The sequence below is a fragment of the Magnetococcales bacterium genome, assembly GCA_015228935.1.
GTDB lineage: Bacteria > Pseudomonadota > Magnetococcia > Magnetococcales > DC0425bin3 > HA3dbin3.
In genome coordinates, this window is sequence record JADGCO010000006.1 from 72,014 (window position 1) to 90,753 (window position 18,740).

Annotated in this window: 17 protein-coding genes; 13 read left to right on the forward strand and 4 right to left on the reverse strand. The window is 53.0% G+C overall.

What is annotated here, in order from left to right; all coding sequences use genetic code 11:
- Positions 1–37: 37 nt before the first annotated feature.
- On the forward strand, positions 38–1,744 hold the full coding sequence (locus tag HQL65_03315; GenBank protein ID MBF0135241.1) for an AIPR family protein: 1,707 nt from the start codon (positions 38–40) through the stop codon (positions 1,742–1,744).
- A gap of 68 nt (positions 1,745–1,812) precedes the next feature.
- Here the strand turns inward: HQL65_03315 and HQL65_03320 are convergent, their stop codons facing one another.
- Entirely contained in the window at positions 1,813–2,943 is a 1,131-nt protein-coding gene (locus HQL65_03320; protein ID MBF0135242.1) for an FAD-dependent oxidoreductase, read from the reverse strand.
- Between the two features lie 145 nt (positions 2,944–3,088).
- Here HQL65_03320 and HQL65_03325 point away from each other — a divergent pair, with 145 nt between their 5' ends.
- The 7 genes from HQL65_03325 to HQL65_03355 all read left to right on the forward strand — a co-directional run bounded on the left by HQL65_03325 (position 3,089) and on the right by HQL65_03355 (position 11,053).
- Positions 3,089–4,351 carry an HD-GYP domain-containing protein gene (locus HQL65_03325; GenBank protein MBF0135243.1) on the forward strand — a complete coding sequence of 421 codons (1,263 nt, stop codon included), beginning with the start codon at positions 3,089–3,091 and terminating at the stop codon, positions 4,349–4,351.
- A gap of 495 nt (positions 4,352–4,846) precedes the next feature.
- Complete coding sequence (locus HQL65_03330) at positions 4,847–5,590, forward strand: hypothetical protein (GenBank protein MBF0135244.1); 744 nt, start codon at positions 4,847–4,849, stop codon at positions 5,588–5,590.
- 46 nt (positions 5,591–5,636) lie between these two features.
- Positions 5,637–5,945 (forward strand): hypothetical protein, encoded by a 309-nt coding sequence (locus tag HQL65_03335; protein ID MBF0135245.1) that lies wholly within the window; start codon positions 5,637–5,639, stop codon positions 5,943–5,945.
- 289 nt (positions 5,946–6,234) lie between these two features.
- On the forward strand, positions 6,235–7,623 hold the full coding sequence (locus tag HQL65_03340; GenBank protein MBF0135246.1) for a B12-binding domain-containing radical SAM protein: 1,389 nt from the start codon (positions 6,235–6,237) through the stop codon (positions 7,621–7,623).
- A gap of 4 nt (positions 7,624–7,627) precedes the next feature.
- Positions 7,628–8,638 carry a glycosyltransferase gene (locus HQL65_03345; protein MBF0135247.1) on the forward strand — a complete coding sequence of 337 codons (1,011 nt, stop codon included), beginning with the start codon at positions 7,628–7,630 and terminating at the stop codon, positions 8,636–8,638.
- 98 nt (positions 8,639–8,736) lie between these two features.
- The gene (locus tag HQL65_03350; GenBank protein MBF0135248.1) at positions 8,737–9,474 is read left to right on the forward strand and encodes an SDR family oxidoreductase; all 738 of its coding nucleotides are present in this window, start codon (positions 8,737–8,739) and stop codon (positions 9,472–9,474) included.
- A gap of 163 nt (positions 9,475–9,637) precedes the next feature.
- Complete coding sequence (locus HQL65_03355; protein MBF0135249.1) at positions 9,638–11,053, forward strand: FAD-binding oxidoreductase; 1,416 nt, start codon at positions 9,638–9,640, stop codon at positions 11,051–11,053.
- Here the strand turns inward: HQL65_03355 and HQL65_03360 are convergent.
- The 3 genes from HQL65_03360 to HQL65_03370 form a co-directional block, all read right to left on the reverse strand.
- Positions 11,043–12,983 carry a hypothetical protein gene (locus HQL65_03360; GenBank protein MBF0135250.1) on the reverse strand — a complete coding sequence of 647 codons (1,941 nt, stop codon included), beginning with the start codon at positions 12,981–12,983 and terminating at the stop codon, positions 11,043–11,045. The two genes, HQL65_03355 and HQL65_03360, sit on opposite strands and share 11 nt — an antisense overlap.
- 80 nt (positions 12,984–13,063) lie before the next feature.
- A complete protein-coding gene (locus HQL65_03365; GenBank protein ID MBF0135251.1) occupies positions 13,064–13,768 on the reverse strand; it encodes a class I SAM-dependent methyltransferase in 705 nt (234 codons plus the stop codon).
- A gap of 259 nt (positions 13,769–14,027) precedes the next feature.
- Positions 14,028–14,177, reverse strand: coding sequence for a hypothetical protein (locus HQL65_03370; GenBank protein ID MBF0135252.1), 150 nt, complete (start codon positions 14,175–14,177; stop codon positions 14,028–14,030).
- Here HQL65_03370 and HQL65_03375 point away from each other — a divergent pair.
- The 5 genes from HQL65_03375 to HQL65_03395 all read left to right on the forward strand — a co-directional run.
- Positions 14,176–14,595, forward strand: coding sequence for a hypothetical protein (locus HQL65_03375; GenBank protein MBF0135253.1), 420 nt, complete (start codon positions 14,176–14,178; stop codon positions 14,593–14,595). The genes HQL65_03370 and HQL65_03375 overlap by 2 nt on opposite strands.
- A gap of 113 nt (positions 14,596–14,708) precedes the next feature.
- Entirely contained in the window at positions 14,709–15,644 is a 936-nt protein-coding gene (galU, locus tag HQL65_03380; GenBank protein MBF0135254.1) for a UTP--glucose-1-phosphate uridylyltransferase GalU, read from the forward strand.
- A gap of 59 nt (positions 15,645–15,703) precedes the next feature.
- Positions 15,704–17,020, forward strand: a complete 1,317-nt coding sequence (locus HQL65_03385) for a UDP-glucose/GDP-mannose dehydrogenase family protein (protein ID MBF0135255.1) — start codon at positions 15,704–15,706, stop codon at positions 17,018–17,020.
- A 5-nt stretch (positions 17,021–17,025) separates the two neighbouring features.
- Entirely contained in the window at positions 17,026–18,426 is a 1,401-nt protein-coding gene (locus tag HQL65_03390) for a phosphomannomutase/phosphoglucomutase (GenBank protein MBF0135256.1), read from the forward strand.
- 114 nt (positions 18,427–18,540) lie between these two features.
- A partial coding sequence (locus tag HQL65_03395; protein MBF0135257.1) for a dihydroorotate dehydrogenase occupies positions 18,541–18,740 on the forward strand: 200 nt, incomplete at its 3' end.

Consider the following 18,740-nt stretch of genomic DNA (forward strand, 5'->3'; position numbering starts at 1 on the left):
CAAAGCGGGTGCCCCGGAAAGAAAAGGAGACAGGAGCATGAACATTCATGCTGCGATCATCGATCAGCGCCTGTCTGCCATTTGCGATGAAATACGGCAAAGGGCGAATGATGAATTAAACATCGTGGATGATACGAAATTAAAATCACTCGCCTTTGTCTTCTTTCTTGTTCGTACCATACTGGACATCTCCGACGAAGATGCCTTTGATTGCCTGACGGAGGGAGGTGGTGACTTTGGGGTGGACGCCATGCACCTTGCCGAAGAGAGAGACGGCGAATTTACCGTAACCCTTTTTCAGGCCAAGTACAAAAAATCCCTGGAAGGAAGTGCCCATTTCCCGGAAACGGGCATCAAGGCATTGCTGAACGCCATCCGTTACCTCTTTGACCCTTTGGTGCCTCTGGGTCCGGTCAATGACCGGATCAAGGCCAGGGTTGAAGAGATTCGTTCCCTGATTCGCGATGGTTACATTCCCCGGGTGCGTGCCCTGGCCTGCAATAATGGTCTGCGCTGGAACACAGCAGCGGAAGAAACCATCAAGCGGTCAGGATTTGACAACCAGGTGATCTGGGAACACGTCAACCACGACCGACTGGTCATGATTTTACAGTCCACCCAACCAGTCGATGACATTCTGCGACTGAGTGGCAAAGCCATGAGCGAAGATCTCCATTTCAGCCGGGTGCTGGTCGGTCGGATGGCGGTAACCGAAGTGGCTCTTCTGGTCGAGCGTCATGGAGAACGCCTGTTGGAACGCAATATTCGCCGCTATCTGGGTCTCCATGGCAACCGGGTGAACGAAGGCATCAGGAATACCCTGCTGGGGGAGGAGAGCCGCAATTTTTATTATTACAACAATGGAATAACAATGATTTGTGAAAAATTTTCGTTCAACGCACTGCAATCTGGTGATTACCAGGTCAAAGTGGAAAAACTCCAGATTATCAATGGTGCCCAGACCTGCATGACAGTTTTCAATACGATCAGGGAAAATCAGCATGCCACATCCGCAATGGCCGACGCGCATGTGTTGATCAGATTGTACCAGCTCGCCGATGACAACGAAGATCAGGTTCAGCGGATCACTTTCGCTACCAACAGTCAAAATCCGGTAGACCTGCGCGATTTGCGGGCCAATGACGAACGACAACGTGTCTTACAAACCGACATGGAACAATTGGGTTACCGTTATCAACGCAAGCGGCTGAATATTTCACTCAAGCCAAACGACATCACATCAGGTGTGGCGGCGGAAGCCATTCTTTCGGTTTGGCGACAGCGTCCCCAGCAGGCAAAATTTTTTGGCAGGGAACATTTCGGCAAGCTGTATGACATTGTTTTCACAAATGATCTGAATGGATCACAAGTCATTCTTGCCGTACTCATCCACCGTATTGCCGAAAACCGGCGACGACGTCCACAGTCTGGTGATCCTCTCTTTGTGCGTTACGCATCGTGCTTCCTGGCCATGCGGATGGGGGTCTCCCTGCTGCGTGATTTGAAATTGGATCTCTCTGGGCTGAATCATAAAACATTCGACTCGGCAAAACAGTCTCTTGCCGCGAACGGAGAACAATTTCTCCAGAAGGCCTTGCAGGATATTGAGAAGGCATTGGAGCGTCTTTACGGCGATCCGGCAGGAATTTCCCTGCAACAGCTTGCCGCCACGTTCCGCCGGGGTGATCTGATGGATCACTTGCAGCAGGTTGATGCAGAAGATGGATTACATGTGGCTGGTTGATGCAGCCATCATCCGGTCCTTTCCGATCGTCCGGGCCGGTTCGATGCCAGGTTCCAATAATTGATGATCTACCGATAGGGACGCAGGGATTGCTGTTCCAGCCACCCTTTGAACCAGTGCAGCATCGGGTTGGGCGGCAACATGAGGCTGAAACGTTTGAACCGGGACACGAGCATTCCCTGATCCAGACTGTCCATGATACAGATCAGTTCGGTGCGGAAGCTGTGTTGCGCAGAACGGCCATGCAACTCGGCATACAGGTTTGAGACTGCGGCCCGGGCCTGCAATTCGGCCATATGGCCCTGTTTGGCCCGCCAATCCGGACCCGGAAAGCTCCCGGCATCGCCGGCCACATAGACCCGTTCGCCCCCGGCCACGCGACAATGGCGATCCGCCTGCAAAAATCCCCCCGGGGAGAGGGTCAGGCCGGTATGGGCCAGCCAGGCCGGTCCTGTCAGACCAGGCAAAAAGAGCATGAGATCCGCCGGAATATCCCCCCCTTCGGTGCTGACCCGGCCTGCCTCGAAGGCGGTGATCTTGTGTCCCAGGTGGGTATGGATATCCCGTTTGGCCATGGCTTTCAACAAGGCACTCACGGCCCGGGGTCCCAAACGCTTGCCGGGTTCGGCCATGGGGGCGAAAAAGACCAGTTTGAATTGCCTGCGTCGCCGCTCGCTGCGCAACTGCGTATGCAGACCAAACAGGAATTCAAACATGGGACCGCCGCGAATGGCTTCGGGTTCTTGGGGATTGCCACCAAACCCCATGGCAATCACACCCCGTTCCAGGGTTCGCAATCGCCGCTGCATGACTTCAGCCGCCGCAATGCCGGAGCAGGGATTCAGGGTGTGATCGATACCGGGAATTTTGCGAAGATACTCGGCTCCGCTGGCAATCAACAGGGCATCATTGCTGACCTGGCCACCTGTTGTGATCACTGTGCGCCCCTGGTCCTTGATTTCCCGGGCAGCACCGGCATGGAAATCCACCCCCATCTGGTCGAGAAACGGGTGCAGGTCCACCCGCAGATCGGCACCCCGCCGTGTTCCGGAAGGAATCCAGATCAGGCTGGGCAGGTAGACAAACTCGGCGTGTGGCGCTACCATGGTCAGGCGTATGCGTCGCCCCAGGTCCAACTGCCGCAAGCGATGAATCGCAGCCAGCGCAGCAAAACCACTGCCAATGATCGTCACTTCCATGGCCAGACTCCTGTTACAATAACTCTGTGTCAATATTGCGCATACTCGACCCAACCTGTCCGTTGCCTCTACAAGGGTCTAACCCAAAGCCGTTCCATACGCAAGCCATCCCACACCATTGAGGTCAGTCAAGAGAACCCGAGCCATGATCAAGAAAATTCCTGTCACCTCTTTGCATCCTGGAATGTATGTTCATGATTTCAATCACAGTTGGAACGATCCCTGCTGTAGTGGACGCAACCCCCGCTTTCCCACCCAGCCCCGCTTGATTCGCACCGAAGCCGAAGTGCAACAAATCATTGCCCATGGAATCCGTGAACTCGATATCGATACGGCCAAAGGTGAGGATATTGCCGGTTCCCGGGAGCGGGCCAGCGTGGAGGAAGAACTGGCCGCCCAACTCCTGGCCCTGGGTGATGATGACGAAGACGACAGCGGAGGGGGTGGACCGCCCTTTGCCCAAGAGCTGAACCGGGCCGCCGAGGTCAAGTCCCGAGCCAGACAACTGGTCGGCAATGTTCTGGAAGATGCCCGCATGGGCAGGCAGGTGGAGATCGGTTCCATGCGCTGCATGGTGGAAGAGATGGCCGAGTCCATGTTCCGCAATCAGGATGCCATGCTCAGCCTCAGCCTGATCAAGCAAAAAGATGAATACACCTTCATGCATTCGGTCAATGTCGGGGTCTTCATGCTCTCTTTCTGTCAAACCATGGGCATCACCTCCCAGGATTTGGTTGAAGTAGGTGTGGGAGCCGTGTTGCACGACATCGGCAAGATGAAAACGCCTCCCGGCATCCTCAACAAGCCGGGAAAACTGACCGATGAAGAGTTCAAGATCATGCGTCAACATGTCACCTACAGCCGCCGCATCCTGGAACGGTGCCCCGGCATCAGCGAAGTCAGCATGAGCGTGGCCTACCAGCATCACGAACGCTACGACGGCAGCGGCTATCCCGAGGGTTTGGACAAGAATAACATCAACATGTTCGGACAAATGGCGGCCATCTGCGATGTCTACGACGCCATTACATCCGACCGGGTTTATCACAAGGGCAATATGCCCCATACCGCTTTGACCCGCATGCTGGAATGGAGCCAGTATCACTTCAATCCCGAACTGTACAAAAAATTTGTCCAGTGCGTCGGCATCTATCCGATTGGTTCCCTGGTCCGGCTGAACAATCACAAATTGGCAGTTGTCGTCCACTCCAACCCGGAAAGCCAATATCACCCGGTCATCAAGGTGATGGCCGATGCCAAGGCCAAAAAGAAGATTGAACCGATTGAAATCAATCTCATGGACCACAAGGATGTTCCCAAGGGCCTTGCCATCATTGGTTGCGAAGACCACACCAAATGGGGCATCGATCCCAAGCGTTACATGCCCAATCCCAAGGCATTTGAATAGTTTTTGAGCTGGTCACCGGGCAGCGCTTCCGGAAAGGCATTTGCCTCGCTTTTGAGCTGGTCACCAGGCAGCGCTTCCAGACTGGAACGGCATGGCGGGCCTGTCCCGGAACAGGTTGCCGTTTTCCCTGGTTTACGACAGCAGGCTGACGATTGCCCGTAAACGTTCTGTTGCTTGCCGGACAAATCGTTGGCGGCCAGCTTTTGCCGACTGGATCTCCTTTGATCGGGACATGTCAACAAACGGATGATTTTTTTGGCAGCGTGCCAAACCCGTCGAAAAAACTGTCAAATTGTCCCGAAAAAAATCTCCGCAGGCCACCAGAATCCGCTCGCTGGCTGTCTCCACACCACACCCTGCATATCCCTCCATTACTGGCATATATCTTGCGATAAATTGAACGTATGCGGAGATGGCACAGCAAGCCATCAGGCGACCGGTTCACGCCCGCGCATTTGTGCCAGGAATATCAAAGGGAAATTGGGGTTTGCCATCATGAAAAGTTCCGCCTCTCGCCTGCCGTCCATCCCGACTCCAGTCACAACCGGCCTGTCGCGGTTCATGAACATATTGGATACTGCCGACGACCTGCTGGCCAAGCCATCCATACGGGAGGTATTGCCGGATTGGACCATTGGTCAACTGCGCTCGCATAACGTACCGGAAACGGAAGTGGAACAATTTGCCGAGCTGGTCCAGCGTGCCCGTACCCAAACCAGCCATGACACGGCCCGGGATTTTCTGGCCACGCTCACCCGGCGCGAGTTGCAAACCCTGTCCAGGGTTCATGGTTTGACCGTTCCGATCCGGAAAGAAACCCTGAGTGAAACCCAGGCCATGCAATTGTTGAATCCTTTTGCCGTGGCTCCCGGACAACTTCCTGCCACGGTATTCCCCCCTCCACATGCCCCGTCCGCTGTGCAACGCGCCTGGTCTGAAGCCACTGCCGGCCAGAACACCCTGGAACTCCTCGACAGCATGGCACCGTTTTTGGCCCAAAGCGCCGCCAACAACACCCTCTATGATGCCGAAGACAATCCGGTCGGGTGCATCTCTCCCTCCGACACCAACTATTTCGACATCTATACCGAAGAGGGGTTTTCCTATCTGGATCAGGCCGTTTTCCTCATGGATACCCTGAAATCCTGCCGGGCATACCTGGAACCAACCACGTTTCGCAAACGGAAAGGGTTTTTGTTGCACTATCGTCTGGCCCTGGTCGGCATGCTGTCCGACTGAAACGGATTGAAAAAGAACATAATTTCGAACCATCAGGATCAGGCATATGGATATTCAAACGTCCCAGGTTCCTTTTTCTCATCCGGCAGCGAGCAGGTCCTATCAGGCGGCTCAAGGCAGCATGGTCCAGGTTGCGCCGGAAAGGCCGGGGAAAGCCTCCCCAATCGAGGAAGAATCTGCCGCAATCGGAACCTTCATCCAGGACAAGGTGACCATTCGTGCCCCTGATTCCGTGCGTTATGCCCATATGCAATTGGCCGATCAAAGTCTCGGCACCATCCTGCACACCAAAATTCCCCCCACAATGAATCCCATCCCCGCGCAAACACCCCTTCATATCGATGTCATGGCTTGAGAAAAATGAGTTTGCTCCCGATGATTCTGCCTGCTCTTCCAGTCGGGATTGTGTTAGGCTGGATCAAGCTGCTGGCATCTTCAAGACTTTCCCGTTCAAGACTTTCCCGTTCAAGACTTTCCCGGCAGCGATTCAAGACGGGAACTGTTTGGATATTATCGGATCGGAAATTTTCATGTTCATGGACAACAACCGAGCGGACAATTGATACATCATGAAGGTACTTGTTCTCAATCCACCGGACGAAAATACTATTATTACATATCCTGATGAAAAAGGTAAAGGTTATTTGGAGGCTGACGATTTTGGTTTGTTCCCCCCTCTTGGAGCCTTGTACGTCCTGACCTACCTTCAGGAACACTCGACAGGTCACCAGCTCCATTTCATCGATTGCATCGCGGAGAAGATTACTCAGGCCAGATTGCCCGCCATCATCGCAGAGATCAAACCCGATGTTGTCGGGATCACCAGTTTCACCATTTCACTGCTTGATGTGATCCAGGTGGCCCGGACCGTGCGTTCAATCGTACCCCAGGCCCATATTTGCATGGGTGGTCACCATCCGATAGCCTTTCCCTTCGAAGCAGCACAGTTGCCGGAATTTGATTCCATCGTTGTGGGTGAAGGAGAGATGGCTTTCACCCAACTGGTCCATGCCCTGGAAACACAGGGCGATATTACGACGATTCAAGGGGTTTATACCCGGGATTCAATCCAGGCCTGGCGTGATCGGCCTTTTCATGACAAGCGCTTTCTGGGAACCCTGGGCGTGATGCCGGGATACGTGGAGAATCTGGACGAACTGCCCTTTCCGGATCGTCGCCACATTCGCCATATCGGTTATCATAGTGTACTCGGTGTCAGTGCCCACCTCGCCACCATCATCACGAGTCGTGGCTGTCCCTACCTGTGTACATTCTGTGATGTGCCCTGCAAACGCTATCGACGGCGCTCCACGGCCAACGTGATTGACGAGGTGGAAGCCTGCCTTGCCCTGGGATATGACGAGTTTCACTTTTATGATGATCTGTTCAATGTATCATCCCGCAAATTGATTGAATTTTGCGACGAAGTGGAACGCCGCAACCTGAAATTCGACTGGGATTTCCGGGGTCGGGTCAATACCGTGACGCATGAATCCCTGCGCCGGGCCAAACGGGCCGGTTGCCGGATGATTTCGTTCGGCGTCGAAACAGCCACCGATGCGGGATTGGCAGAGCTGCGCAAGGGAACCACCGTTGCCCAGGTACTCCAGGTCTTTCAGTGGTGTCGGCAACTGGGCATCAAAACGGTGGCCGATTTCATGATCGGTCTCCCCTTTGAGCGCAGTGAGGCCGATATCCTCCACAATCTCGCCTTCACCCGCAAACTGGATCCCGATTACTGCCAGGTATCCATTCTCAATCTGCAACCCAATACCTCCCTGTTTGATCAGGCTGAACAAAAAGGCCTGGTCAGCAAGAAACGCTGGATAGAATGGGTCCTTGATCCCAAACCCGGCTTTATCGTGGACCACTGGGAAGAGCATGTCCCGGTTTTACGGCAAGTCTACTTGCAGCGCCAGGCCTATCGTCGCTTCTATATGCGACCCCGTTATATTTTGCGCAGCATTTTTGGTGTGCGAACCTGGCACGAGTTCAAAGTCAAATTCAATGGCTTTCTGAAATTGTTCAGGTGAATTCATGTCAGTCACGGATGCCATCCCTCGTCTCACACTCCTGATCCCCGTATACAATGATTGGGACTCCGTGCATGAACTTCTGGTGCGCATGGACCGTTTATTTGAACAGCATTTTCAGACCCGCGATGAGGCACATAAAGTTTCAGTATTGCTGGTCAATGATTGTTCAGAAATATCACCACCCCTGGAAACCTGGCATCAGGCACGGTTTTCCATGCTTCGCTCGATAAAAATAATGAATCTTATTAATAATATGGGACACCAGATCGCCATAGCCGTGGGTCTGGGTTCCCTGGCGTCCACCCCGGGTGAGGGAGTCATCATCGTGATGGATGGTGATGGTGAAGATCGTCCAGAGGATGTATTCAGACTGTTGCAGGCCCACCGTGAACACCCGGAAGCCTACATTCTGGCGCACCGACATAAACGCTCGGAGGGATTGGGTTTTCGTCTGGGCTATCGTCTCTACAAATTGACCTACTTCATCCTGACCGGCAAGAGCATCACCCATGGCAATTTTTGCCTGATTCCCTGGGAAAGACTCCTCTCTCTGACCTCACGTTCCACCCTCTGGAATCATCTCGCCGCCACCATCAATGAATTCAAAAAATCTCACCATCTGTTGGCCACCGAACGCGGCAAACGCTTCTTCGGAAAGAGTCGCATGAATGTGTGGGCCTTGATTTTTCATGGCTTGAACGGAATTTCGGTTCATTTGGAAACCGTCAGCCTGCGCCTGCTCATGGCATCCTTGATCATTGGTGCCATTTCTTTTTGCGTCATGATCGCCCTGGTTCCCATTCGCCTGTTCTGGGATTGGGCCGTGCCCGGTTGGGCCTCGACCATTGGCTTTCTCAGTCTGGTCATCGGTATCCAGGCATTCCTGATTTCCATCTTTTCGACTTTCATGGTCCTGAACAATCGCCAACGGGTCACCATCACGCCCAGAAAAGATTGGTCAGCCTATGTCATGGACGAGCAAACCTTGTTGTTTGACACGAAAGAGTCCTGATGGATCCCATTTTCCAGGGATTGAAAAAAACAGGAAAAATGGATCGAATATTCACCATGAATGCCACGGTGTACGTACAAAAAACAGGAGAAGCCGGCTTGGAAAGAATATTCATCTTTGGTGCGACATCGGCCATGGCCCATGCCACGGCCCGGTTTTATGCCGCCGAGGGAGCCACTTTTTTTCTGGTGGCACGACAGGCCGAGAAACTGCAAACCGTGACCAATGATTTGTTGGCACAAGGTGCCACCCGTGTTGAAACGACCGTCATGGATGCGCTGGAGTTTCAACGTCACCAATCTGTCGTGGCCATGGCCCATGCCAGCATGGGTGGCATCGATGTGGCGCTCCTGGCCCATGGGCAGGCCCCGGACCAGAAAGCCTGTGAGGCATCCTTCGACTTGACGCGACATGAATTTGAGGTCAATGGACTAAGTATCATCTCTCTGTTGACGCATTTGGCCAATTATTGCGAAAATGCCGGGCACGGAAAAATTGTGGTTATTTCCTCGGTGGCGGGGGATCGGGGCCGGAGCAGCAATTATGTCTACGGTAGCGCAAAAGGGGCCTTGGACCGGTTTTTACAGGGCCTGCGCAACCGTTTGCACCGCCGTGGCGTCAAAGTCATTACCATCAAACCCGGGTTTGTGGATACCCCCATTGCCGCCCACTATCCCAAAAATTGGCTGTGGGCAAAACCAACAACTGCCGGGCGGGCCATACATCGAGCCATCAAGCGCGGCAGGGAAGTCGCCTATGTGCCCTGGTTTTGGCAAATCATCATGAGCGTGATTCGGGCCTTGCCGGAATTTATTTTCAAGCGTCTTTCTCTCTAAAAATCGTCTTTCTCTCTAAAATTGAAAATTATTTTTTTATTGGGGCTCCGCCCCAAACCCCGCCAGGAGGAAGGGCGCAGCCCTTCCTCCTGGACCTCCATCCCAGTTTTTCATACGTTTTTTTGGACTTCCCCCTCCCCTCCCCCGCATTTGGAAAACAACCATGAACAACACACCCCGCACAGTGCCCATCATCCCAACCCAACTGGAAAGTTGGGGCCGAATCATACTGGAAAAGTGCCAGGTGGCCCAGCCAACAGATCACACATCCCTGGTCACCCTGTGTCAGGAGCTGCTGGCCAACAACCAAGCCATCTGTCCGCGAGGTGCAGGACTGAGTTTTTTGGATGTGGCCATGGATTCCCAGGCCGTGGTGGTGGATGTGGCCAGATTGAATCGCATTCTGGAGTTTGACTCAACCCAAGGCATTCTGGTCGCCGAACCCGGCGTGACATTGGGACAAATTCTCGATTTGACCTTGCCCAGGGGATGGGTCATCGGCGGCATACCCGGCACTCCGGATGTCACCCTGGCAGGGGCCATCGGCAGCAACATTCATGGCAAGGACACTTTCAATCACGGTTGTTTTGCCAACGGCGTGCAAGCACTGGAACTCTTGTGTCCCGATGGCACCCTCCGCCTTCTGGACGCGGACCACGAAGGCGAATTGTTTCATGCCATCCCAGGCAGTCTGGGATTGTTGGGCCTGATCACCCGGATTACCCTGCGACTGCACGCCGTTCCCGCCAATGCCTACCTGGCAGTCCAACGTATTCCTTTTACATCCATTTCTGAGTTACTGACCCGATTTGCAACACTCCGCAACGACTCCCACATGGCTTATGCCTGGCTGGATGCCTTTGTACCAGAAGGACGCGGCATTCTGGAAAGTGCCGTGTTTATCCCGCCTCCGGCTGGAACCACCTACCGACCCAATCACAATCGCCCACGACGACTGTTTGGACTGTTACCTATTCAGCCGACCTATTCCCTGTTGCAGCCCTGCATGGGACGCCCGGCCATGCGTCTGCATAACAAGCTCAAGTTTCTGGCAACTTCCACGACAAGGCCGGCAGATTGCATCCCCTTCAACGATTACAATTTTCCATTGGCTTATACAATTCCCGAAGTTCGTGGATTATTCCCGGGCGGCTTCATGGAAATTCAACCCCTGGTTCCCAAAGACCAGGCGGAAAATTTCCTGAAAGAGGTCATTCGGTTGGGTATCGCCCATGGTTGCGAGTCATGGTTGTGTGCCATAAAATTATTTAAAAAAGAACAATTGCCATTCGCGTTTGCCTTGGATGGATATTCCATCAGCCTCGAATCACCGGGTCGATTGCGTTTTCATCCCCGTTACAGGCAATTCAAGAAAGATATCTGTGAATTGACCCTGGCAGTGGGCGGACTACTGAATATGTATAAGGGTGGCGACCTGGATGCTGCATTTATCGTGCATGGGTTTCCAAACCTGTCAAAATTAATCCAAATGAAAGGGAATATAGATCCAAAAGATTGTTTTATGAATGGATTTTGGCGAAGAGTGAAAAACGAGGAAGAGAAACTCTTTACATCTTAATAAATTGATGCGACAGGAGCAATGATATTCTGTATGCAAGATTGTCAAACGTGTTCACGGAAAATACATTTGCATGAACGATATCAATCATTCGCAAAAGAGGGCCGACCGACATGATAAAAGCAAGGATTGTCCAATACAATCTATTATATTGAAATTTTTCCACCATAAAATGAAACCACAAAATAAAGAATATCATGCCCATGGCATATCCAGGAGCCAGGAAACGGGTTAATTCCCATTTCAACCCATGATATTCAAACAAAAAGTTGAGAGTAAATGCGAAAACGAAGACCAGCAACCCCATGGTCCAGAACAAATGCATTTGAGTCAACTGTGGCAGCAGGGGATGGGACTGAATTTGCTTTTTCCCAAGAGAGTACAGCAAAGATCCCAAAAAAACAAACCCCAGGATAGGAAAAAATGCCACCCGAAATGCTGTTGTGATGGCTGTCCATATCATCATCTCCATGCGCGACCAGAGAATTTCCTGAAAAGCCTGCACATTTTTTTCTTTCATTATGTATTGGATTGCCAGGGAAGAATTTTTATCTGCCTGAAGAATGAACTCATCTGGAAATGGCTCCGCATAAGGAGGCAACAGCCCAGGCAACCATCCAAAATAATTTTTTGGATAAGGATAATTGAATGGCAAATAAACCGACAATTTCAATACGGGACCTTTCAAATTGCTTAAACCACGCATGCTGGGTATGTTATAGCTATCTTGCAGTTTTTTGGGTGTCAACATGCCTCCCATCCATGCGCCACAGACAGACCCAATCAGAAAAAAAATGGCCGCCATGGCATGTAATGATTTGATCTTGCTTTTGACAAATATTTTGTAAACAGAAAAAACCGAAAAAAGACCCAGCATAAGAACTATATTTTGTGCTGCCAACAAATTTGATGTAAATCCAAACAGGAGGAACACAACACCTGCAACGCCATGAAGGACAAGATTTCTATTGCCTTGCCCAGCTTCGGATAAAAACATGAAAATAACCAACAGGGAAAGAAAAGATCCCAGACCAATCAGAGAATCCGGATACCCATTCATGATCCATGGATTTCCGGTATCCACCACAAGAATGTTTGCAAAAGAAAGAGCTGTATTTCCGGTCATGAATAGAAAAGCAGCAATTTTTGCATAGAGAGTTGATGGAATAAATATTCTAAAAATACCATAGGACAGCACGCCGAAGGCGATCATGCTAAAATACAACCATATATTCAAGAACATCATAACACCATATTCAGCAAGACCAAAAAATAGTGTGATACTGGACAGAACAGAATGCCCATAATTTTGATTCAAAATTGGGATATGATTATTTTGAAACATCCATTCTGCCAGCAGAGCAGATCGCCCACTATGTAAGGATCCCATATTGTAGAAAAGTCTGGAATTGACGCCGGTAAACTTTGAATCCAATATATTTTCACGAATTGGCGTGAGAGTCACTTCACCGGGTTTGTTGCCAGATCTGGCATCTGAACGCTGGACAGTCATGTTATATACGACATCAAATGTCCCATCGACCGGATAGAGCCAGAATAAAAGAATTAATAAATACAATAATGCGAGGGAAATCAGGTTAAAAAATACTTTGTGGATCGAAGGCCCTCCAAACCAGGCAAGTTTATTGTCTTTCTGCTTGATATAGTTAAAAATAACCGGCGAACCAAGAATCATTATGAACACGGTTGATGAAATAATTGAATATTTGAGATTGCCAATAAAATAAGAAATGGTGCGTGTCACTGTTAAAAAAACGCCGATCCCCAGAAAGAAACCACTGCCATTGATAAAAGAAACAGGAAGTTTATTTTTGTATATAATAGAAATTAAAAATCTCCCCCCTGTCAGAAACAGGATGGCGTATATGAATACGATGAAAAACTGGGCAATGAATACCAAAAGATTCATTCTATCACCATAAACGGGCAAGCATGCAGCAATCCAGAGAGTTTCCGATAAAAAAATGAAGCGGGCACGTTATTATTTTTTCAGGTCACCCGTGCCACCAGCAGGATGGATTTTCCCAGTCGATAACGCAACAATGGGTCAAACCATCTGGAAAGGGGCACCATGAGCCGATCCCAGACATGGATCTGGTCTATGGTGGGCATGGATTGACGAAAAAAGAGGCGATTGGCCAAGCTGGCCAACAATCCGACAGAATCGAGATAGCGCAACTTTTCCACGACCATGCCCGGAGGAATCAACGCCCGGAGCGTATGACGGTCATAGCGACGCACATGGCCAATGGCCGCATCGAAAGGAGTATACAAATATTCATGAGCCGGTGACAGGATGATCAGGCGGCCCTGATGATTCGTCAAGTGACTGCATGCCCGTTGCAACTCGGCCTGATCATCCTGGATGTGTTCCAGAACATCCACGTAAAGAATCCGGTCGAACCGGATTTCCGGAGGCAGATCGGTCAAGGTTCCACAGAGCGTTTTGCAACTGGGCGGGATGATCCCCTGATGGATGCGGGCGGTCAGGTGCGCCAGCAGGTTGGGGTCTGGTTCCAGGCATGTCCAGGAGGAAATCGATTGGTTGCAAAGATGAAGGGTGGTGTTTCCGGTTCCTGCGCCAACTTCCAGGACAGATCCCTGGATTTCGGGAGCCATATGTTGGGTGAGGTATTTTTTCCAGTTGAGCGCCTGAGCGAAAAGATCCAATTCCAAACCGGGATAGTGAGTCATTTGATGGTATCCTGGATCCATACTCGACAAGTCTGCTGACATGGCACGAATATTGCTAAAAGCCACCAGAACGACCTTTGATACGCGCCCCTGACCGATATCATGGCAACAACAGCAAAGTCAGAACAGGAAAAATCTGGACAATCAGCGATATGATTGGCCAAACTGTCCCGGATGAAACCATCACCCATGACGAAGTTACAGAGCTGACACCTGGGTGTGACCATATCCATCGCGTCGGTCCCGTGCCATGGCATGTTCACTTTTCCTGGTAACCCGAAATTTTGGAAAAACGGTGTCGTATCCCGCGACCCATGGTAAAAAGGATACCGTACTCTGCCACCAGAGGTGTTGGATCGGTCAGTTGAAACCAGAACCATTTTTTAAAAAAAGTGAAGGAGATCAACATGCACAGGGATTCCCGGACAGGTCGGTTGTGGGCAGGATTGGCGTTGCTTCTGGGATTGTCGGTCATGAGTGCCACAGCGACCGCCGAGGAGAAGGACAAGGCCAAGTCCGCCTTTTCCAACGAGACCAGCTTCGCCAACGATATCCAACCAATCCTGGTCTATCGTTGTCTGGAATGCCACAAGGAAGGAGGCAAGGGCGAAGTGGAAAGCGGCCTGCGCCTGGACTCCTATGAAGGTCTCATGAAAGGAACCAAGAACGGCAAGATCATCATCGCCGGCAACGCCCTGGCCAGCACCCTCACCCAATTGGTCAGTGGTCAGGCAGCCCTGCGCATGCCCCACAATAAGAAGCCCCTGACGACCTGTGAGATTGAAGCCATGCGTCGCTGGATCCAGCAGGGAGCCAAAAACAACTGAGATAACACACCCGTTCGATGTGATGTGGCTTGCCCCTGGGCATGTGCAAAACAGGGATGTGTGGCGTGCCCAGGGAAGAACATGAATATTCCATGGAAAAGGAAAAAATCAGCATGAAAATCCGCAAGGCGGTTTTCCCGGTCGCTGGTCTGGGAACACGCTTTTTGCCCGCCACCAAGGCCATCCCCAAAGAGATGCTGCCGGTCGTGGACAAGCCGTTGATCCAATACACGGTCGAGGAAGCCCTGGCAGCCGGTATCGAGGAGATCATCTTTGTCACCAGCCGGGGAAAGACTCCCATGGAGGACCACTTTGATCGCGCCCCGGAGCTGGAAGAGATGCTGCGCTGTCGTGGCCAGATTGACCTTCTGGGCCAGATCGAAGCCCTGGTGGCCGAGTCGTGGTCCGTATTCTCGGTCCGCCAGAATGACCCCCTGGGGCTGGGGCACGCCGTCTGGTGCGCCCGGGACCTGGTGGGCAACCAGCCCTTTGCCGTCATGCTCCCCGATGACCTGATTCAGCCCTCCACACCCGATGGCCAACCCGTCCCACCCGTGATGAAACAAATGGTGGAACGGTTCCAACAGGTCCAATCTCCCCTGATGGCCGTCATGGAAATTCCCGCCGACCAGACCAATCGGTATGGCATCATCGATCCGAGCGGACCACAAACCGAAACCGGCCTGATCCCGGTCAAAGGCCTGGTGGAAAAACCCAAACCAGCCCATGCCCCCTCGCGCATGGCCATTATCGGTCGTTACATCCTGACACCGGACATTTTTGGTCTGCTCGGAGAACAGCGCGCCGGTGCCGGAGGGGAGATTCAACTGACCGATGCCATGGCCGGTCTGCTGAAAAAACACGCCCTGTACGGCTATCGTTTTCAGGGCATTCGTTACGACTGCGGCACCAAGGCCGGTTACCAGATGGGCAATCTTGCCCTGGCCCTGGAAATGCCGGAGTTGCGCCGGCATTTGCTCCCCTTCATGCAGGAGCGACTGAACCATTGGGCCAGAATGACCCCGACATCGGCAGGGAAATCAACCTGATATGCGTGGGAACCACTGGACTGAAATGACTCCGACCTCAACAGGGAATCCAATCTGATATGCGTATTACCATGATCGGTGCCGGATATGTCGGGCTTGTCTCTGGTGCCTGTTTTTCCGAATTTGGCGTGGATGTCACCTGCCTGGACAATGATGCAGAAAAAATTGCCAGACTCCAGAAAGGCCAAATCCCCATCTATGAACCCGGTCTGGACAGTCTGGTGGAGCGCAACAACCGGGCAGGCCGGTTGCACTTTACCACCGATGCCCCCGCCGCCATCCGCCAGAGCGATGTCGTTTTCATTGCCGTAGGCACCCCTGAACGCGGCAGCGACGGCGCAGCAGACCTCAGTTATGTCTATGCCGCAGCCCGCACCGTGGCCAAAAATCTGGATAAATTCACGGTGGTGGTGACCAAGTCAACCGTTCCGGTCGGCACCGGCCTGGAGGTGGAACAGATCATCCGCCAGGAAAATCCCCAGGCCGACTTTGCCATTGCCTCCAATCCCGAATTTTTGCGCGAGGGGTCGGCCATCGAGGATTTCATGCGCCCCAACCGGGTGGTGATCGGTGCCAGCGACCCGCGTGCCATCGAGATTCTCAAAGAGTTGTACCGCCCCCTGTATCTGATCGAAACTCCGATCCTGATCACGAACATTCCCACCGCCGAGCTGACCAAATATGCCGCCAATGCCTTTCTGGCGACCAAGATCATGTTCATCAATCAAATCGCCAATCTGTGCGAAAAGGTGGGGGCCGATGTCCATGGCGTGGCCCGGGGCATGGGACTGGATCAACGCATCGGCAAAAAATTTCTGCACCCGGGTCCCGGCTATGGAGGTTCCTGCTTTCCCAAGGATACCCTGGCCCTGGCCACGACCGCCAAAAACAATCACGAACCCATCACCATCGTCGAGGCGGTGATCGCCGCCAACCGCCACCAGAAAGAACGCATGGCCGACAAGGTCAAAATGGCCCTGGATGGCCACCTGGACGGGGCCAACATTGCCGTCCTGGGTCTGACCTTCAAACCCAATACCGACGACATGCGGGATGCCCCCTCCCTGACCATCATCCCCCCCCTGCTCCGCGCCGGTGCCCGGATCCGGGCCTACGATCCGGAAGGAATGGCCGCCGCCCGCAAATATCTGCCCGATATCAGCTATATGGAAGGGGTCTATGAAACCTGCGTGGAGGCTGATGCCATCCTGATCCTGACCGAATGGAACCAGTTCCGGAATCTGGACATGGCGCGTATCAAGGCCGCCATGCGACCCCGGGCAGATGGCCGCTTCGTGTTCTGTGATTTTCGCAACATTTACGAGCCAGAAAAAATGCGGCAATCGGGCTTTCGTTACTTCGGCGTAGGACGGTGATTCGCATGGCAAACCCCCATATATTCCGGGAATACGACATTCGCGGCGTGGCCGGCAGTGATCTCACTCCGGCAGTGATGATCGACCTGGGTCGGGTCTTTGCAGCCCTGGCCCGGGAAGCCGGTGGTGCCAAATCCGATCCCCCGACAGTTGCCCTGGGACGCGACGGGCGTCTTTCCTCCCCGGAACTGGCCCAGGCACTGGCCACGGGTCTGGCCGAAGGGGGCATGGCAGTCATCGATGTGGGCCTGATCACCAGTCCCGGTCTCTACTTTGCCACCCACCATTTTCAGACCGATGCCGGCATCATGATCACCGGCAGCCATAATCCAAAAAATTACAACGGCCTGAAAATGATGCGCACCGGCAAACCCCTCTATGGCCCCGATATCCAGGCCATGCGCCACAAGCTGGAAAACGGGGGAGGTCCCAGGGTCCCGGGTGGATCCATCCGCTCCGAAACCATCCTGGAAACCTATCTGACCCGCATGACCGCAGATTTTCGTCCCGGACGCCCCATGAAAGTCATCATGGATTGCGGCAACGGTGCCGCCGGTGTTGTGGCCCCTTCCCTGTTGCAACGGCTGCCCGGCATCACCGGTGAAGTTCTCTTCGCCGAGGTGGACGGCAACTTTCCCAATCACCACCCCGATCCCACCCTGCCGGAAAATCTGGGACAGTTGCGGCAACGCATGCAGGAGACCGGGGCCGAACTTGGCATCGCCTTCGATGGCGACGGCGACCGCCTCGGTGCCCTGGATGAGTCCGGACGCATCGTCTGGGGGGATCGCATGATGATCCTGTTCGCCCGGCAACTGCTCCTGGAACGTCCCGGTGCCACGGTGCTGGGAGATGTCAAATGTTCGCAGTTGTTGTTTGACGCCATTGCCGCCGCCGGAGGCAAGCCGCTCATGTGGAAAACCGGCCACTCCGTCATCAAGGCCAAAATGCGGGAAACCGGTGCCCCCCTGGCCGGCGAAATGAGCGGACATCTCTTTTTTGCCGACCGTTGGTACGGATTTGACGATGCCGCCTATGCCGCAGTTCGTTTGATCGAACTTTTGGCGGCAACCCCCCTGTCTCTTTCAGCACGTTTGGCAGATCTGCCAACGCTTTTTGCCACGCCGGAATTGCGCATTGATTGCCCGGATGAGAGCAAATTCCAGGTGATGGAACGCATCCTGGCCACCCAGCAGGCCGCCGGCAGCGATTTGACCACCGTCGATGGCGTGCGCGTGCGTCTGCCGGATGGGGCCTGGTGGCTGTTGCGGGTTTCCAATACCCAGCCCGCCCTGGTGGCCCGCGTCGAAGCCAAAAGCCGTGCCCGTCTCATGGAAATCATCGCCGAACTGACCCGGTTGCTCGCCGCAGAAAACATTCCCTTCCCGCAGTGGCAAGAAGCGTGACATACAGCAGGATTGAAGATTGGCAAACCATTCCAATCAAGAAATCAGGAGTCCTGTTCCGTACTCCCTGAAAAAATGTTCGGAAAACCCCGGAGCCAATCATTGGTCAAGGGCATGAATGAACCGGTGTTGAATATTGATTTTTCTGGTCTCTCCCTGACAACGCCCCTGGTCTTGCTCTCCGGTTGCGTGGGGTTCGGTGAAGACCTTCTGGATCTGGAAGGGTTTGATTTCAGTCAGATTGGTGCCATCTGTCTGAAAGGGACCACCCTGGAACCCCGCCGGGGCAATCCGCCACATCGTCTGGCTGAAAC

What these genes read in the sequence shown, in the direction of transcription:
- HQL65_03330 (MBF0135244.1), top strand. Translation starts at nt 4,847, where the DNA reads ATGAAAAGTTCCGCCTCTCGCCTGCCGTCCATCCCGACTCCAGTCACA.
- HQL65_03325 (MBF0135243.1), top strand. Translation starts at nt 3,089, where the DNA reads ATGATCAAGAAAATTCCTGTCACCTCTTTGCATCCTGGAATGTATGTT.
- galU (MBF0135254.1), top strand. Translation starts at nt 14,709, where the DNA reads ATGAAAATCCGCAAGGCGGTTTTCCCGGTCGCTGGTCTGGGAACACGC.
- HQL65_03315 (MBF0135241.1), top strand. Translation starts at nt 38, where the DNA reads ATGAACATTCATGCTGCGATCATCGATCAGCGCCTGTCTGCCATTTGC.
- HQL65_03375 (MBF0135253.1), top strand. Translation starts at nt 14,176, where the DNA reads ATGCACAGGGATTCCCGGACAGGTCGGTTGTGGGCAGGATTGGCGTTG.
- HQL65_03360 (MBF0135250.1), bottom strand. Translation starts at nt 12,983, where the DNA reads ATGAATCTTTTGGTATTCATTGCCCAGTTTTTCATCGTATTCATATAC.
- HQL65_03355 (MBF0135249.1), top strand. Translation starts at nt 9,638, where the DNA reads ATGAACAACACACCCCGCACAGTGCCCATCATCCCAACCCAACTGGAA.
- HQL65_03390 (MBF0135256.1), top strand. Translation starts at nt 17,026, where the DNA reads ATGGCAAACCCCCATATATTCCGGGAATACGACATTCGCGGCGTGGCC.
- HQL65_03320 (MBF0135242.1), bottom strand. Translation starts at nt 2,943, where the DNA reads ATGGAAGTGACGATCATTGGCAGTGGTTTTGCTGCGCTGGCTGCGATT.
- HQL65_03370 (MBF0135252.1), bottom strand. Translation starts at nt 14,177, where the DNA reads ATGTTGATCTCCTTCACTTTTTTTAAAAAATGGTTCTGGTTTCAACTG.
- HQL65_03385 (MBF0135255.1), top strand. Translation starts at nt 15,704, where the DNA reads ATGCGTATTACCATGATCGGTGCCGGATATGTCGGGCTTGTCTCTGGT.
- HQL65_03335 (MBF0135245.1), top strand. Translation starts at nt 5,637, where the DNA reads ATGGATATTCAAACGTCCCAGGTTCCTTTTTCTCATCCGGCAGCGAGC.
- HQL65_03345 (MBF0135247.1), top strand. Translation starts at nt 7,628, where the DNA reads ATGTCAGTCACGGATGCCATCCCTCGTCTCACACTCCTGATCCCCGTA.
- HQL65_03365 (MBF0135251.1), bottom strand. Translation starts at nt 13,768, where the DNA reads ATGACTCACTATCCCGGTTTGGAATTGGATCTTTTCGCTCAGGCGCTC.